This window comes from Arthrobacter jiangjiafuii (genome assembly GCF_018622995.1).
Taxonomy (GTDB): domain Bacteria; phylum Actinomycetota; class Actinomycetes; order Actinomycetales; family Micrococcaceae; genus Arthrobacter_B; species Arthrobacter_B jiangjiafuii.
This window is the reverse complement of record NZ_CP076022.1, coordinates 988758-1003906: the sequence shown is the minus strand read 5'-3', so window position 1 is coordinate 1003906 and position 15149 is coordinate 988758. Positions and strand designations below refer to the sequence as shown.

Here is a 15149-nt window from a genome sequence, read left to right as displayed (position 1 = left end):
CGCCCCTACTGCTTGGGCTGGCTGACCCACTCCGCCCAGGGCACGTTCCAGTCGCCGAAGCCGTCCCAGACAAACATGGGTCCGTAGCCGGTGTTCAGGACCTGGACCACGTCGCCGGCGTCGAAATTGTCGTACATGTATTTCGCGCCCTCGGGACTCATCCCGATGCAGCCGTGGGACACGTTCATCACGCCCAGGATGGACTGGGCGGCAGGCAGTGCCTCGTGGATGAAGGCCCCGCCCTGGGACAGGCGGGAGGCGTTCTTGGCGGTGACCGGCTCGTAGTAGTCCTTGTCGCCGGGCTTCAGCCCGATCGACTCGGCCCGGAACGGGATGGTTTCGTGCTGGTCCATGATCACGTGGTAGCCGATGGTGGAGGGCCAGTCCTGGGTGCCCAGCGTGACCGGGAAGGTCCGCGTGAGCACGCCATCGATGTAGACGCGCATCATCTTGTCTGCGTTGTCCACGACGGCCAGCCGGGTGTTGTGCGTGGTGAAGCTGGCGGTTTCGTTGAAGTTGCCGATCATGCCGTTGCCGAAGTCCACGCCGAACAGCTGCATATCCACGGTCACGGTGCTGTTCGGCGCCCAGAACTCCTCGGCCCGGTAGCGGACCTTTGTGTCGCTGATCCAGTAGAACGCCCCCACCTGCCCGGAGGTCGAGGTCACGGTGATGGCAGCTTCCACAGCGGGCTTATTGAGGACGGGTTCGCTGAAGCTCAGCTCGATCGGCTGTCCGGTGCCCACGGTGGAGCCCGAGGCGGGGTACATGAAGGCGTTGGCCTCGTTGGCCTCGGAAACGGTGGTGAACTTCCGGGTCTCGGTGCTGGTGTCGCCGTTGGCGTCGGCCAGCGTGTATTTCAGGGCGTAGGCGGTGTTGAAGGCCAGTTTGCCGGACGCGGTCCAGACTGTGCCGCCGGCGCTGAGCTCTCCCGGGACCGGCTCGCCGCCGGATTCAGGGGCCAGGACGGCGGACTTCACGGTCCCTTCGCTCACGGTGATGACCGGGGCGGTGACCGGATTGACTTCGACCGCTCCGGCGTCCGGCGTCACCACTGCCACCGGTTTGGGGACGGCAGGCTTGCTGGGGCTGGCGGAAGCGGAGGTCGAGGACTCCGAGGCCCCGGTGCCGGTCCCGCCCGTCCAGGATGAGGCCGTGAAGGCTGCTGCGCCGCCGCCCAAAAGCAGAACTCCGGCGACGACTGAACCGATAATCCAGCCTTTGCGGCTGTGTGAACCCTTTGCCATAACCATTACTTTCCCGGTGCTCTCGTTAAACGCGGAGCACGCTTGGCCCCCGGCACATTTTACGCCATCGGCCACCCGGCGGCCGTCCGTGTGTCGCGGTCCGGCCGCCGGTTCCAGTACCGGGTGGTGCTAGTAGCGGTAGTGCTCCGGCTTGAAGGGCCCGGCCACGTCCACGCCAAGATATTCGGCCTGGCTCTTGGACAGCTGCGTCAGTTCAACCCCCAGGGCGTCCAGGTGCAGGCGGGCCACCTTTTCGTCCAGCACCTTGGGCAGCACGTAGACCTGGTTGGCGTAGCCGCCCTCTTCCACGGACTTGCCGTGCTTGGTGAACAGCTCAATCTGCGCGATGGTCTGGTTCGTGAAGGAGTTGGACATGACAAAGGACGGATGTCCGGTGGCGTTGCCCAGGTTCAGCAGCCGGCCCTCGGAGAGCACAATGATGCTGCGCTGCGAGTCGGTTCCCTCATCGAAGATCCACTCGTGCACCTGCGGCTTGATTTCGACCTTGCGGATGCCCGGAACCTTGGCGAGTCCGGCCATGTCGATCTCGTTGTCGAAGTGTCCCACGTTGCCCACGATTGCCTGGTGCTTCATCCCGGCCATGTGTTCGGCCATGATGATGTCTTTGTTGCCAGTGGCGGTGATGAACATATCGGCGGAGCCAAGCACTGATTCCAGCCTGGCCACCTGGTAGCCGTCCATGGCTGCCTGCAGGGCGCAGATCGGATCGATTTCCGTGACGATCACCCGTGCTCCCTGGCCGCGCAGCGCTTCGGCAGCGCCCTTGCCGACGTCGCCGTAGCCGCAGACCACAACCACCTTGCCGCCGATCAGGGTATCGGTGGCACGGTTCAGTCCGTCCGGGAGGGAGTGCCGGATGCCGTATTTGTTGTCGAACTTGGACTTGGTGACCGAGTCGTTGACGTTGATGGCCGGGAAGAGCAGCTGCCCCTCGGCGGCGAGCTGGTAAAGCCGAAGGACGCCGGTGGTCGTTTCCTCGGTGACGCCGCGGATGCCCTTGGCGATTTCGGTCCATTTCCCCGGGTTTTCGGCCAGGGACTTACGCAGTACGTCCAGCACGATCGTGTATTCATGCGCGTAGTCCGGGTCGCCCTCGACCGGGTTCTCCGGCACGGCGCCCGCGGCTTCGAACTTCACCCCGTCGTGCAGCAGCATGGTGGCGTCGCCGCCGTCGTCCAGGATCATGTTCGGGCCGCCGGATCCCTCGGGCCAGGTCAGGATCTGCTGCGCCGTCCACCAGTATTCTTCCAGCGTCTCGTTTTTCCAGGCGAAGACCGGCACACCGGCCGGTTCCTCCGGGGTTCCGGAGCCAACGACGACGGCGGCTGCGGCCTCGTCCTGGGTCGAGAAGATATTGCAGGAGGCCCAGCGGACTTCCGCGCCCAGGGCGGTGAGGGTTTCGATCAACACGGCCGTCTGCACGGTCATATGCAGGGAGCCGGCGATCCGCGCCCCCTTCAGCGGCTGGGAGGGACCGAATTCACGGCGCAGGGCCATGAGGCCTGGCATCTCATGCTCGGCCAGGCGGATCTGGTGGCGTCCGGCTTCGGCCAGGGACAGGTCGGCAACTTTGAAATCGATACTCACGCGGAAGATCCTCAGTTTGGAGTGTGTCGGATGCTTAAACTGTGGCCCGAGGGGCCAGCAGCACGGGAATTCCTTCTTCCAAGGCGTACCGGAGGCGGGCGCCGGAAGCATCCGGAACGGTCGAGACCAGCCAGCCGTCCTCCTCCTCCAGCGCGGAGCCGGTCACGGGGCAACGCAAAACGGCCATGATATCGGCACTGAGTTTAGCCATGGGGGTAACCGCACTTCCTTGGATACGTAGATGCCGCCTGTAAAAAGCGCGGCGCAGGGACCCCAGACTATCCTTTAGCTGCCGGCCGGCGCTGCGGTCAGCTCTGTTCGGGCAGCATCCGCAGGTGTGAGCGGCGGCCGCCGACAGCATCAGCGGGCGGTTCCAGGGCGTGCCGGCCGGAACGTTTGGGTGCCTCTGCAACGGGCTCTTCTGCGGCGGCTTCCCGCACGGCGTCCACGAGTGCGGAGAGATCATCGCGGCTGGCGCTGCGGGGCTGTCCGGAGAGGTTCAGCCTGAGGACTTCCCACCCCAGCGGGACCGTCAGGCGCGCGGCATGGGCGCTGCACAAATCGTAACAATGGGGTTCGGCGTAGGTGGCAAGCGGCCCCAGCACGGCAGTGGAATCTGCATAGACGTAGGTCAGGGTGGCAACAGCTGCCTGTCGGCACGCTGATCTTGAGCACAGTCTTAAGGATTCCACGGAGGATTACTCTACCCGCCCGGGGAACGATGCCCGGGCAGGCTCGCCGGTGAGCACCCCTGCATAAATGCCGCGGGCACCCCGCCAAAAATGCAGTGCCGTGACCGGGGCGCAGCGGTTACAGTTCTTGTATGTCCACCGGAGAAACCTTCAGGGTGTACCTCGGCCCCGAGAATGGCCTGCCGGCTGATCCCCCGGTGACCGGCCCCGCCGACCCCTCCGCTCCCCCGGCCGCCGGACCTGGCACGCGGGCCTCAGTACGCCCGCGCCCCTATCACCGCCGCCGCCGCAACCGGCACGGACGCGGATTGCGCGGGGAGCTGGTTCCCGCACATCTGGCCGGATTCAGGTCCCGCTCGGAACGCTTCGACCTCTGGGTGCTGGAATCGGCCCAACGGCTGGAGCGGCTCTGGGGCGAGAGCATCCAGTCCTACCAGTTCGTGGTGCAGGACATCCCGCCTGGCCTGGAGGAACTTGCCCGGACCGGTGGCCACATCCCCTGCGCCGCCGGCGCACCCGCGGAGGGTCCCCGGCCTGCCGTAATCACCGTGTACCGGCATCCGGTAGAGTCGGCGGCCCGCGGCCTGGTTCCGGTCAGCGAGCTGATCCACGACGTGGTGGTGGAGCAACTTGCCCTGCTCATGGGAATGGATCCCGAAACGGTGGACCCGACCTATGGCCGGTTCCGTCCGTTCTAGCTGTCCTCAGTAGCCGAGCCCCACCGGAACACTCAGGCCGCCCACATTGCCCTTGGGCAGCGGGAGCACCGAGACACCGGCATCTCCGGAGGTGAGGACCTGGGCACCGTACACGGCGTCTCCCGTGGTGCTCACCAGCAGGGCAGCAAGGTCGGAGCCCACGTCGGCCGGCTTCACGGCAACGGTCGAACCGCCCTTGACCGCCACGACGCGCTCTTCCTTCAGGCTTCCATCCTTGCCAACCCCGGTCAGGCGCACTTCAGCGGCACCGGACGGCGCGGCAAACGACAGCACAGACTCGGCCCCTTCCGTCAATACCGCCAGGTGCTCACTGCCCAGGCGCTCACCGGCCGGCGCCACGGCCAGATCTACCGGGGCGTCCTCCTTGGCGCCCCGGCCGGTGACCGCTGCGGCCACCACCGATACGTCCGCTGTCACCTCCACCGCGTAGGTTCCCTCCGGCAGGGAGTCCAGCGGCAGCTGGCCGACGCCGCCGGCGGGAACGGTAAAGACTCCGCCTCCGGGCACGCTCACGTCGCCGCCGGCGTCGAGGATCCGGACCGAGACCACCGCGTTGGTACTGCCGGGAACGGCGACCTGCAGGGCCGGAGCGACCGATTCGTAACCGCTCTGGGCTGCAACCTTCTTGGTATCAGCGGGGTTCTGGATCCGGACACCACTGATCACCTGCTGTGGCGACGCGGGGGTGGCCGGCTGGATCAGCTCCACGCCTCCGGGCGTGACACCGCGCAGGATGCTCTGCTGCACCAATGCGGTAACCGGCCCGCCTGAGGTGCGCACCCGGACGGCGAGGCTGGCCTCGTTCGCGGCCAGGCCGGCCAGGACAATCTGCTTGGTTTCGCCGGGCGGAACCAGGATTCCACGGCTGCCCGCACCCTCCTCTATCCGTCCTTTGGAACCGTAGAGTTCCAGGTCAGCGGTGGCTGCGCTTTCGGAGGGATTGGTCAGGCGCAATACAGCCGTGGCGCCCACAGTGGTGCGGGCACCCATCAGCCACATGTCGTTGCCCGGAGACTGGCAGTTTGCCGCGGCGAGACCGGAAAGGTCCCCGTCGGTGGCGCTGAACCCCACCACGGCGTTGGCCGTGGCCTGCAGGGTGCCGGACGGTTCGGCGCTGAGCAGCGTGGTGTCCGAGACGGAGAAGCCGTTGAGGACCCCGGCGCTGCGGACCCCGGCAAGCGGCCGGGCATCGGGCACGTTTTCAGCGATGGCCTTGATTGAAGTGGTGGCATCAGGCTGAAGCAGCTCGGACACTGGAACGGGGTTCCCCGGACCGCTGAGCACCACGGCACTGAGATTGGTCTTCGCTGATTCCGAAACCGGGCTGAACTGGGGATCCGTTCCGGCCACGCTGCCCGTCAGCAGACGCAGGGGCGCCGGGCAGACAGCTGTCAGTGGGCCCGCGGGCACATCTGCCGCAGCGATGTCCACCGGGCCGCCGGCCTCGCCGGTGGGAACCACCAGGGATCCGGCCACTACGGCGCCCGCGGCGGCAAGGACCAGCACGCCGGCCGCTGCCGTTGCCGCCCGCTGCCGGCGCCGCTTGCGGATTTCACTCCGGCCGCCTGCCTGGACGTTGCCCGTGGGAGCGGACTTCTCCGGGGCGTTTTCCTTCTGCCCGGAGAATTCCTGCGGGTTTTTCTGGCTCATCAGTGCTTTCCTTCGCGCGTGCCGGGTTCCCCGGAGGCCCCTATGCTTGCCCGGGAGTCCGAGCGGCTTTGCCCGGGAGGAAGCGTTTCTGCCGCCGGTACCGTGTCGGCAGCGGCAGCGTGGGTGTCGGCGCCGGCGGCCGGCGAACCGGTTGCCTTCCGTCGGACCGGTTCCTGCCTGCCGGGCAGACGGAGGGTTCCGGTGCGGGTGCGGGTCGGCACTGCCAACAGCACGGTCAGCGCCAGGACCAGCGCCTGGCCGGCACCCAGCCAGGGTTCCCAAACCGATCGGTATTGGACTTCGAGTTCCCCGCCGGAGGAGGGAAGTTCAAAGGCCTGTGCCCAGCCCTGCGTGGTGGCCGGCAGCTCCGAGCCGTTCAGCGTGGCCTGCCAGCCGGTGTCGGAGCGTTCGGAGAGGACCAGGAGCCGACCTTCTTCTCCTTCAGGGATGCTGGTCCTGACGCCGGTGCGCTGTGAAGGCACCACGGCCTGGACGCTGCCGTCTGCGGCGATGATGCGGACCCGGCCGGTGTCTTCGGACAGTGACTCGGTGCCCTTCTCATCCAGCGTTCCGACCACGCGCCACAGCCAGCCCGAACCAGTCTGCCCCACCGGAGCCAGGCCCGGTACGGAATCCATCTTGCTGGCCAGCAGTTCGGCCGAGGTATCGGACTGTTGCAGGACGACGTAGCCCGCACCCAGCCGGGAGAGCTCCGCGCGGGGGTCCACTCCGGTGCCGGCAGTGATCATCGCGACAGCGCGCCTGAGGTCGGCACTGGCGTCATCGTCGAGGGCCAGACCTTCCCCGTTCACGGGACCGGTGATGGTTCGTGCAGCGTAGATCGCCGAGAGCCCGTCAAGGGTCGTACCGCCGTCGCGCATCAATGCTGCGGTGACATTGTCGTTCGCATCGGTGCGCAGCAGCAGGGTTTGCGTGCGGTTGCCGCTGTTTCCCTTGTCCGCGGCGGTGGCAGGCAGTGTCCGTTCCGCTGTCGCGGAGACCAGCGGCAGGGCGCCGTGAACGCCGTTGCTGCCGTCAGCCACGGTGGTACCCGTGGCCAGCGGCACGCTCCACAGCACCAGGCCTGCGGCCGGACCCAGCGCCAGCACCATGCCCAAGAGCACGGCGGTTGGACGGCCGGACGGCCGGGTCCGGCCCGAAGCGTCCGCCCGGCCGGCGCCCGAAGCGGCGCGGGAGGGTCTGTTCAGCAGGGCGTCGCCGGCCAGGAGCGCTGCGCACAGCTGCAGCAGGACGGCGGCCGAAACCAGGGGGCCGGGGAACGGCGTGACCAGCACACCCGGCGCGGTGCCGGTGGCGACGAAGGCGGACAGCGCGCTCAAGGCCAGGGCGGCGAGGCTCAGGCCCCACGCCAGCCGGGCCGCGGCCGTGCGGGGTCCGGTAAAGAGTGCGGCGGCGGACAGCAGCAGGACCGGAGCTCCGATAACCAGCGCCAGTACCAGCGCCCACGGCCCTGCGGGCAGGAAGCCCAGCATCGGCAGCGGGCCGTTGATGTCGAATGCGGCCGGGAAGCCCAGCAGTTGCTGCCACAGCTGTGCGGGATCAAAGCCGAGCGGAACACCGGGATCAGCCAGCAGGGCCCGTGGCCGGTCCAGCGTGGACAGCGCCACGGGAAGCAGCAGGGCCGCAGACGGCAGCAGGGACCACCACAGGGTCCGGGCCCGGCGGCGCAGCCGCAGCGACACCACGAGGACGGCAACGGCCGCAAGGAGGAACAGCGTCGGCGCGGCGGCAGTGACTGCTGCCAGCAGCAATCCCGCAGCGGCGGCGGCGGTCCAGCTCGGCGCGCCGGTGCCGGCGGTCTCGGACGCCGGGGCGGCGGGTTGTCCGCTTCCCACGGCACGAGCCATCGCCAGGACGATCAGGGGCAGCAGGATATGGGCGATCAGTGCGCCGAGCCGGCCATCTCCCAACGCGGCCAGGAGAGCCGGCGCGGAGCCCCAGAACAGAGCGGCCCAAAAGCGCAGGCCACGGCGCCGGGTGAAGGCGCCGGCCGCAAACCAGGCGCTGAGCCCGGCCAGCGGCAGGGCGGTCAGCACCAGGGCGACGACTGCGGTGTTTGTCTGGCCCAGGCCGGCGGCGCCGAGCAGCCACAATACATAGTCGAAGGGGTCGCCGTGGCCGGGATATCCGGATCCGAGTTCAATCCACCAGGTGGAGGCGTTGGCGAAGATCGCGCCGAGGCTGTCGGACAGCGGCAGCAAGGCTCCTCCGGCCAAGGCCGGAGCGCTGACAAACCGGTACATGCCGATCAACGAGGCAGCTAGCAGCAGCAGGACTGCGGCAACGGCGCCGACCCCCACCCAGGTCCGGGACGGTGCTGCGAGCGAGGCGAAGTCGTCGTTGGAGTCGCCGCTGGGTTCCAAGGACCCGGCATCCCGGCTGGTACCGGCCAGCCCGGTATCGCCGGTTCCGGGCACGAGGCCCGGGAAGTCCCCCGCCGGTGCCGTGGGATCAGATTCGAACAGGGACCGGCGGTGTTCGCGGACCTCGCGCCGGCCGCTGCGCAGTGCGTTGACGGCGCTGCGCGGCCGGGTCCGGGTGGCTGCGGCGGCACGGCGTGAGCGGTACAGGTCCACCGGGCGCAGGACGGCGCCGATGCTGGAGGTCAGGGAGCCGACGGCGTACCCGGGATCCTTGGCCAGCATGCCAAGGAAGAGCCGGCCGAAGCCGCCCAGGACTGCCCCGACGGCGAGGAAGGGCACCTGCCACAGGGCTGCATGCTTGAGCCGGAGGAAGATTTCGGCCCGTCGGGAGGCCCGGGCAGAGGCGGCGGTGTTGGGCCGGTTTCCGGCATGGCGCACCCTGGCAGCCGGAACGACGACGACGCGGTGCCCGGCCAGGCGGTTGCGCCAGCACAGGTCTATGTCATCGCCGGTGCCGGGCAGGGCGGGGTCGAAGCCGCCCAAGGCGTCCCAGACGTCCCGGCGGACCATCATGCCGGCTGAATTCACGGCGAAGATATCGCTGCGGGCGTTGTACTGGCCCTGGTCCAGTTCGTCAGCGTCGATGAGGGTGACGCGTTCGGCCCACCGGCTGATGGAAACTCCGACGTCCACGAGCCGCCGTTCGTTCTCCCAGTCCACCTGCTTGGTGCCGGCAATGGTGACCGAGGGAGCGCGCTCCACGGCCAGGAGAAGTTCCTCGAGTGCCTCCGGGGCGGGGGCTGAATCATCGTGGAGCAGCCAGAGCCAGTCCACGGTTCCGTTCTCCGCGGCGGGGGGAAGCTCGGCAAGGCCTGCGCGCACTGCTTCGCCGAAGCCGCTTCGGGCCGGGACGGTCACTATGGGGCTTCCGGACGGCAGCCCCTGCAACAGCAGAGCTGCCGAGGCATCGGCGGACCCGGCGTCGACGCCGATACAGAAATCAGCTGGCCGGGTTTGGCCGGCCAGCGCGGTGAGTGTTTCGGAAAGGTACTGTGCGCCGTTGTGGGCTACAACAACGGCGCAAACACGAACGTGCGAAGGAATTAGACTGCCTGCTTTCGAAGCCGGCGGCGTTCTCGCTCGGAGAGGCCGCCCCAGATACCGAACCGCTCGTCATTTGCCAGCGCATATTCCAGGCACTGGGAGCGCACGTTGCAGGCCGCGCAGACCTTTTTGGCGTCCCGGGTGGAGCCGCCCTTTTCCGGGAAGAAGGCTTCGGGATCCGTTTGGGCGCACAGGGCGTCGGACTGCCAGCCGAGTTCACCGCCGTCGTCGTAGTCATTGCCCAGGCCCGGCAGGCCAATCCAGACGGGGCGGGAGTCCTTTTCCGCCGGCGCGGGAAAGAGGGCAACGGGAGGATCCAGGAGCAGATCCTGCTCTTCAGTGTCCGGCGCCAGGGCCTCATGGGCCGCGAGGAAGGCGGTGGCCTGGTCTTCAAGGCCCGCCGCATCCCGGCGGTACCGCTCAGCCGCACCGGGGTCTGCGGGGTCCACATACCAGTCCACAGGCACGCCCCGAGAGCCGTAGCTCGCTGATGCCTGTGCGGCAATGGACTGATCGTGCGTGTATTCTGCCTGCCCCATGGAAGTCCTCCCGGTGTTATTGTCCCTGCAGCGGATCTTGAGCCGCGCCAGGCACAATCAGCCTGCGTGGAATGCATATCGGTGGTGGATTGCCGGAACAAATCCGATTCACCTAATTACACGCGTGTAATACGATGCCGTCAAGCTGTTTCGGCATCCTATAGAGTCAAGTCCGCGGATCCGGGGCACGCCACGCCCGGATTTCAGCCCGCTTCCCCGGCGCGCCGCTATTGCATTTGCCGGGATCAACACCGATTTTTGCGCACCTACGTAAGTTCCGCGCCACACCATGTCCACGAAATGAGACTCCATGCCTGCACAGCCATCCGTCCCCGCCCTGCTGTCCACGCTGCGTACCCGCCAAGCCACGTCCCCGGCGCTGATCTGGTACGGACCCTCAGGAGAGCGGATCGAGCTGTCCGGCAAGGTCATGGACAACTGGGTGGCGAAGACGTCCAACCTGCTGGTTGACGAACTTGACGCCGAACCGGGCATCCGGATCCGGCTTGATCTGCCGGCACATTGGAAGACCCTGGTCTGGGCACTGGCTGCCTGGCAGACCGGGTGCACGGTCCAGCTCGGCGAACCTGCGCATCCAGGCGGTGCGGCCGCAGACGTTGCCGTTTCGGACGTTACCGTGACCGCGTCCCAGGAGCTGCTCGACACCGCCGGCGGCACCGTGGTGGCCGTGGCGCAGGGCGCCCTGGAGCTGCGCTGGCCCGGAGACCTTCCGGCGGGGGCAGTGGATTACGCGGCGGAGGTGCGCAGTTATGCCGACACCTACCTGTCCGGGGAGGAAGCAGAGGAGGGCTATACAGCGCTGCACAGTTTCCTGGGCTCGGGCCTTAACCTCAGCTACGGCCAGCTGGCCGAAGCGGCCGACGGCGGCACGCGCCAGACGCTGCTCATCCCCGCCTCCGTGGACCTGCCGTCGGTGCTCACTGCGGCGCTGCGGACCTGGGCTGCCGGCGGCACCATTGTGCTGGCGGCTTCAGAAGTGGAAGTGACCGAGCGGCTGCTGGCCGCCGAGCGGATTACGGCGCGGCTTCAGGCCTAGTCGGCTCGGCTTCCATGCTGGACCCTGCGCCGCCGGCGCGGAAACCGCTGCTGGTGCTGCCGGGAGTGGTTTCGGCCTCCATAGGGCGTGCCGGATTCTTGGAACCGGCATCATCGAGCAGCTCGTGGTCTGTCTGGAAGCCGGGCTCGTCGTCCAGCTCGGCATTGAAGACCCAAAAACGGTAGGCGAAGAACCGCAGGATCGTAGCCACACCGATGCCAACGACACCGGCGAATCCGAGCCACTTCGCGTCAGTGATGCCCAGCGGGTACTGGGCGATCCAGGTGAAGCCGCTGGAGATGATGATGCCCACACCGTTAATGATGAAGAACAGCACCACTTCACGGGTGATGTTCGCCTGGCGCCGGTGGCGGAAGGTCCACAGGCGGTTGGCCACCCAGGAGAAGAGGGTTGCCGTGCAGGCGCTGATGATCCGGGCCTTGGTGGCGCTGCCGTCCAGGGGTCCGTGGAGCAGGATCCACCAGAGGCCGTTGTCCAGGACGAAGGCGAAGGCGCCCACGGTGCCGAACTTGGATACTTCCCGCCAAAACAGGGAGAAAAGGCCTCTGAAACGCGTGGACAGTGATGATAACAAGGGTTCCTCCGAGGCCGTTGGTGCGCCGCTGGCCGGGATTGCCTGAGCTGGACACAAGAATCCGCCGCACATTGAAGGCAGACGGTAAGGCTCAATGTTACCTCCGGTTTGCGGGCGTTTGCTGAAGACTGGGCCCGCGGCGGAGGCGGTGAAGGGGTTTTCTGTCTCTTTTCGGTAACCTTGGACCGTGAACTTCCCTATTATTGGCGTTGTCGGCGGCGGCCAGCTGGCCCGGATGATGGCCCCGGCTGCAACAGCCCTCGGTTTTGATCTTCGAGTCCTCGCTGAGGGAGCTGATGCGTGCGCCGTACCCGCCGTCGCCCGGGCAGTTGTGGGTGACTACACCGACCTGCCGACGCTTTCCGCCTTCGCCGCGGACGTCGACGTCCTCACCTTTGACCACGAGCATGTCCCTGCAGAACATCTGCGTTCCCTCGCCGCCGCCGGGGTGAATGTCCAGCCCTCCCCCGAGGCGCTGATCCATGCACAGGACAAGCTGGTCATGCGCGCCGCAGTGGAACGCCTCGGCCTGCCCAACCCGCGCTGGGCCGCCGTGGCCGGCACCGCCGAACTGGTGGACTTCGGCAAGGCGATCGGCTGGCCCGTGGTGCTGAAGACTCCGCGCGGCGGCTACGACGGCAAGGGCGTGCGGATTATCGCGGACGCCGAGGAAGCCCTCGCAGCTGCAGACTGGTTCACCGGAGGCCCCCTCCTGGCCGAAGAAAAGGTTCCGTTCAGCCGTGAACTGTCCGCCCTGGTGGCCCGCACGCCGGGCGGAACCGCAGTGCCATGGCCGGTGGTCCACTCCATCCAGGTGGACGGCGTGTGCGACGAAGTCATCGCTCCGGCCCAGGACCTGGACCCGTCGGTCGCCGCCGCGGCCCAGGCAGCTGCCCTGCGGATCGCCGCCGAACTGGGCGTCACCGGCGTGATGGCGGTTGAGCTCTTCGAGACCCCGGGGCGGGGCGAGGGCTTCCTCATCAACGAACTGGCCATGCGGCCGCACAACTCCGGGCACTGGACCATGGACGGCTCGGTCACCGGGCAGTTTGAGCAGCATCTGCGGGCAGTCCTTGACCTCCCGCTGGGCGCCACGGACGTGCTCGGCGACGTCGTCGTCATGAAGAACTATCTGGGCGGTGCCAACGAGGATCTGTTCAGCAGCTATGCTCTTGCACTGGCTGCCGAGCCGGCAGCCAAAATCCACGCTTACGGCAAAGCGGTCCGCCCGGGCCGCAAGATCGGGCATGTCAATGTGGTGGGCCGCAGCGCTGCGGACCTGCCCCGGGTACGGCGGAGCGCGGAACACGCGGCCGCCATCCTGCGCGACGGCACCGATTCCCAGAAGGAGAACTCATGAGCATCCGGAACACCCCACTGGTCGGGCTCGTCATGGGTTCGGACTCCGATTGGCCGGTGATGGACGCAGCCGCGGCCGCCCTGGCAGAGTTCAACATCCCCTACGAGGCCGACGTCGTTTCGGCCCACCGGATGCCGCTTGAAATGATTGAGTACGGCCAGCAGGCGCACCGCCGTGGCCTGCGCGTGATCATTGCCGGTGCCGGCGGCGCCGCGCACCTGCCGGGCATGCTGGCAGCGGTGACCCCGCTGCCGGTGATCGGTGTTCCGGTACCGCTGAAAACCCTGGACGGCATGGATTCGCTGCTCTCCATCGTGCAGATGCCCGCCGGTGTGCCGGTGGCCACTGTCTCCATCGGCGGAGCCCGGAATGCAGGACTGCTCGCGGTGCGGATCCTTGCCGCCGGCACCGATCCGCTCGCTGCCCAACTCCAGCAGCAGCTGCTCGAGTTCGCCGCGGGGCTGCGGCAGACCGCGCTGGCCAAGGGTGCGAAGCTGCGCACCGCCGTCGGCACCGACTAGGACAGGTCAATGGGTCAGAAGAACATGCATCACGACGGCGCCGGAATGCTCACCGATCCGGTGCGCAATCCGCAGACTGCGCCTTCCGGCGTTCGCACCAAGCGGGCTTTCATCCTCCTGCTGCTGACCCTCGTCCTGCCCGGGTCCGCCCAGGTGGTAGCCGGTAACCGGAGGCTCGGCCGGCGCGCACTGCAGGTGACCTTCACCGTCTGGTTCTTCCTGGCTGCTGCACTGGTCCTGGCGCTGACCGACAGGGCGCTGCTGGTGAACATTGTCACCAATGGCTGGGCCTCCTTCATCCTGATGGTGGTCCTGGTGCTGCTGGCCGCAGGCTGGGCGCTGCTGTTCCTGAACACGTTGCGCATCATCCGGCCACCCCTGCTGGAGCGGCGGATGCGTCCGCTGGTCGCCGGGCTGCTCGCCGTCCTGATGGTCGGCACCAGCGGCGGCCTGGCCTACGGCGCGTACATGCTCAACGTCAGCCGGAGCGCGTTTGGCACCATCTTCGCCTCCGGCCCCTCGCTTGATCCAGTCGACGGCCGCTACAACTTCATGCTGATGGGCGGCGACGCCGGCGAGGACCGCACCGGCCTGCGCCCGGACAGCATGTCGGTGATCAGCGTGGATGCCAAAACTGGTAAGTCCATCACCTTCAGTCTTCCCCGCAACTTCCAAAATGCCCCGTTCCCGGCGGATTCTCCGCTGGCCGACATCTACCCTTCCGGGTACAACTGCGGCGACGAGTGCATCCTGAACAGCCTCTACCAGACGGTCATGGAAAACCACGCGGACCTGTATCCGGAATCCGCCGACCCCGGTGCCGAAGCCATGATGGATGCCGCGTCCGGCATCCTCGGGCTGGAAGTCCAGGCCTACGTGATCGTGGATATGGAGGGCTTCTCCACCCTGGTCGACGCGATGGGCGGCATCACCATCAACGCCGGCGGCTGGGTCCCCATCACCGCCGGTGAAATCCCCGGCACCAACCGGCACTACCCGCCGGACGGCTGGATCCCGCCAGGCACCCAGAAGATGGACGGCTACACAGCCCTCTGGTATGCCCGGTCCCGCGAATTCGTCACCGATTACCACCGCATCGCCCGCCAGCAATGCGTCCAGCAGGCCATGGTTGCCCAGCTCGATCCGGCGACACTGCTGACCCGTTTCCAGGCGATTGCCGCCGCCGGCGAACAGATCGTCAAGACCGACCTTCCGCAGGACCAGCTGGGCAGCTTCCTGGACCTGGCGCTGAAGGCCAAGGGACAGCCCATGGAGCGGCTGACCATCGGCCCGCCGGACTTCGGTACCGCGGCGGACAACTTTGTGACCTACCCGGACTTCGACCTCATCCATGCCCGGGTTGCGCAGATGATCTCCGGCCAGGCTGCGGCGGCGGAGGAAGTACCCGCAGAAGAGGCACCCGCTCCCGAGGCCCCGGCAGAAGAAGCGCCCGCTGAGCAGGCGCCTGCTGATGACAGCGCTGCCGCACCGGAGGCCCCCACTGACAACAGCACCGATATTGGTGCCGAGTCCGGTGCCGTCGCCGATCCCGGCACGGCACAGGAGGAGATCACGGTGGAATACCTGCAGTACCTGGCGGAAATCCAGGACGATGCCACCCTCAGCACGCTGCTGGACAACAACGGCGTGTGCAGTCCCGGGTAACCGCTCTC

Annotated in this window: 13 protein-coding genes; 5 read left to right on the top strand and 8 right to left on the bottom strand. The window is 67.4% G+C overall.

The window, feature by feature from the left end:
- Positions 1-5 precede the first annotated feature (5 nt).
- The 4 genes from KKR91_RS04855 to KKR91_RS04840 form a co-directional block, all read right to left on the bottom strand.
- Positions 6-1247, bottom strand: a complete 1242-nt coding sequence (locus tag KKR91_RS04855) for a L,D-transpeptidase (RefSeq protein ID WP_210230317.1) — start codon at positions 1245-1247, stop codon at positions 6-8.
- A 129-nt stretch (positions 1248-1376) separates the two neighbouring features.
- On the bottom strand, positions 1377-2855 hold the full coding sequence (gene ahcY, locus KKR91_RS04850; protein WP_210230315.1) for an adenosylhomocysteinase: 1479 nt from the start codon (positions 2853-2855) through the stop codon (positions 1377-1379).
- A gap of 34 nt (positions 2856-2889) precedes the next feature.
- Positions 2890-3066, bottom strand: coding sequence for a Trm112 family protein (locus KKR91_RS04845; protein ID WP_215057279.1), 177 nt, complete (start codon positions 3064-3066; stop codon positions 2890-2892).
- A gap of 97 nt (positions 3067-3163) precedes the next feature.
- Entirely contained in the window at positions 3164-3547 is a 384-nt protein-coding gene (locus KKR91_RS04840) for a DUF3499 domain-containing protein (RefSeq protein WP_210230313.1), read from the bottom strand.
- A gap of 131 nt (positions 3548-3678) precedes the next feature.
- Between KKR91_RS04840 and KKR91_RS04835 the strand changes: the two genes are divergently transcribed.
- Positions 3679-4245, top strand: a complete 567-nt coding sequence (locus KKR91_RS04835; RefSeq protein WP_210230311.1) for a metallopeptidase family protein — start codon at positions 3679-3681, stop codon at positions 4243-4245.
- Between the two features lie 6 nt (positions 4246-4251).
- Here KKR91_RS04835 and KKR91_RS04830 read toward each other — a convergent pair whose 3' ends face one another.
- The 3 genes from KKR91_RS04830 to KKR91_RS16960 are packed head-to-tail and all read right to left on the bottom strand — an operon-like array spanning position 4252 to position 9943.
- Complete coding sequence (locus tag KKR91_RS04830; protein ID WP_210230309.1) at positions 4252-5916, bottom strand: DUF5719 family protein; 1665 nt, start codon at positions 5914-5916, stop codon at positions 4252-4254.
- Positions 5916-9404: a glycosyltransferase gene (locus tag KKR91_RS04825; RefSeq protein WP_210230775.1), complete on the bottom strand. Its 3489-nt coding sequence runs from the start codon at positions 9402-9404 to the stop codon at positions 5916-5918. Before KKR91_RS04825 ends, KKR91_RS04830 begins: the two co-directional genes overlap by 1 nt.
- Positions 9404-9943, bottom strand: a complete 540-nt coding sequence (locus tag KKR91_RS16960) for a WhiB family transcriptional regulator (protein ID WP_237686583.1) — start codon at positions 9941-9943, stop codon at positions 9404-9406. The genes KKR91_RS04825 and KKR91_RS16960 overlap by 1 nt, the downstream gene beginning before the upstream one ends.
- A gap of 310 nt (positions 9944-10253) precedes the next feature.
- On the opposite strand from KKR91_RS16960, the gene KKR91_RS04815 reads away from it, so the two are divergent.
- Positions 10254-11000, top strand: a complete 747-nt coding sequence (locus tag KKR91_RS04815; protein WP_210230307.1) for a TIGR03089 family protein — start codon at positions 10254-10256, stop codon at positions 10998-11000.
- Here the strand turns inward: KKR91_RS04815 and KKR91_RS04810 are convergent.
- Entirely contained in the window at positions 10978-11595 is a 618-nt protein-coding gene (locus KKR91_RS04810) for a GtrA family protein (protein WP_210230305.1), read from the bottom strand. The two genes, KKR91_RS04815 and KKR91_RS04810, sit on opposite strands and share 23 nt — an antisense overlap.
- Before the next feature lie 235 nt (positions 11596-11830).
- On the opposite strand from KKR91_RS04810, the gene KKR91_RS04805 reads away from it, so the two are divergent.
- Genes KKR91_RS04805 through KKR91_RS04795 form a run of 3 tightly spaced genes read left to right on the top strand, consistent with a single transcriptional unit; the run spans position 11831 to position 15141 of the window.
- On the top strand, positions 11831-12955 hold the full coding sequence (locus KKR91_RS04805; protein ID WP_237687583.1) for a 5-(carboxyamino)imidazole ribonucleotide synthase: 1125 nt from the start codon (positions 11831-11833) through the stop codon (positions 12953-12955).
- Positions 12952-13476 carry a 5-(carboxyamino)imidazole ribonucleotide mutase gene (gene purE, locus KKR91_RS04800; protein ID WP_210230302.1) on the top strand — a complete coding sequence of 175 codons (525 nt, stop codon included), beginning with the start codon at positions 12952-12954 and terminating at the stop codon, positions 13474-13476. Before KKR91_RS04805 ends, purE begins: the two co-directional genes overlap by 4 nt.
- A 9-nt stretch (positions 13477-13485) precedes the next feature.
- Complete coding sequence (locus KKR91_RS04795; RefSeq protein WP_210230300.1) at positions 13486-15141, top strand: LCP family protein; 1656 nt, start codon at positions 13486-13488, stop codon at positions 15139-15141.
- Positions 15142-15149 lie beyond the last annotated feature (8 nt).

Coding starts and splice junctions, on each gene's coding strand:
- KKR91_RS04855 (WP_210230317.1), bottom strand. CDS start 1,247: ATGGCAAAGGGTTCACACAGCCGCAAAGGCTGGATTATCGGTTCAGTC.
- KKR91_RS04845 (WP_215057279.1), bottom strand. CDS start 3,066: ATGGCTAAACTCAGTGCCGATATCATGGCCGTTTTGCGTTGCCCCGTG.
- KKR91_RS04835 (WP_210230311.1), top strand. CDS start 3,679: ATGTCCACCGGAGAAACCTTCAGGGTGTACCTCGGCCCCGAGAATGGC.
- KKR91_RS04830 (WP_210230309.1), bottom strand. CDS start 5,916: ATGAGCCAGAAAAACCCGCAGGAATTCTCCGGGCAGAAGGAAAACGCC.
- KKR91_RS16960 (WP_237686583.1), bottom strand. CDS start 9,943: ATGGGGCAGGCAGAATACACGCACGATCAGTCCATTGCCGCACAGGCA.
- KKR91_RS04815 (WP_210230307.1), top strand. CDS start 10,254: ATGCCTGCACAGCCATCCGTCCCCGCCCTGCTGTCCACGCTGCGTACC.
- KKR91_RS04805 (WP_237687583.1), top strand. CDS start 11,831: ATGATGGCCCCGGCTGCAACAGCCCTCGGTTTTGATCTTCGAGTCCTC.
- purE (WP_210230302.1), top strand. CDS start 12,952: ATGAGCATCCGGAACACCCCACTGGTCGGGCTCGTCATGGGTTCGGAC.
- KKR91_RS04795 (WP_210230300.1), top strand. CDS start 13,486: ATGGGTCAGAAGAACATGCATCACGACGGCGCCGGAATGCTCACCGAT.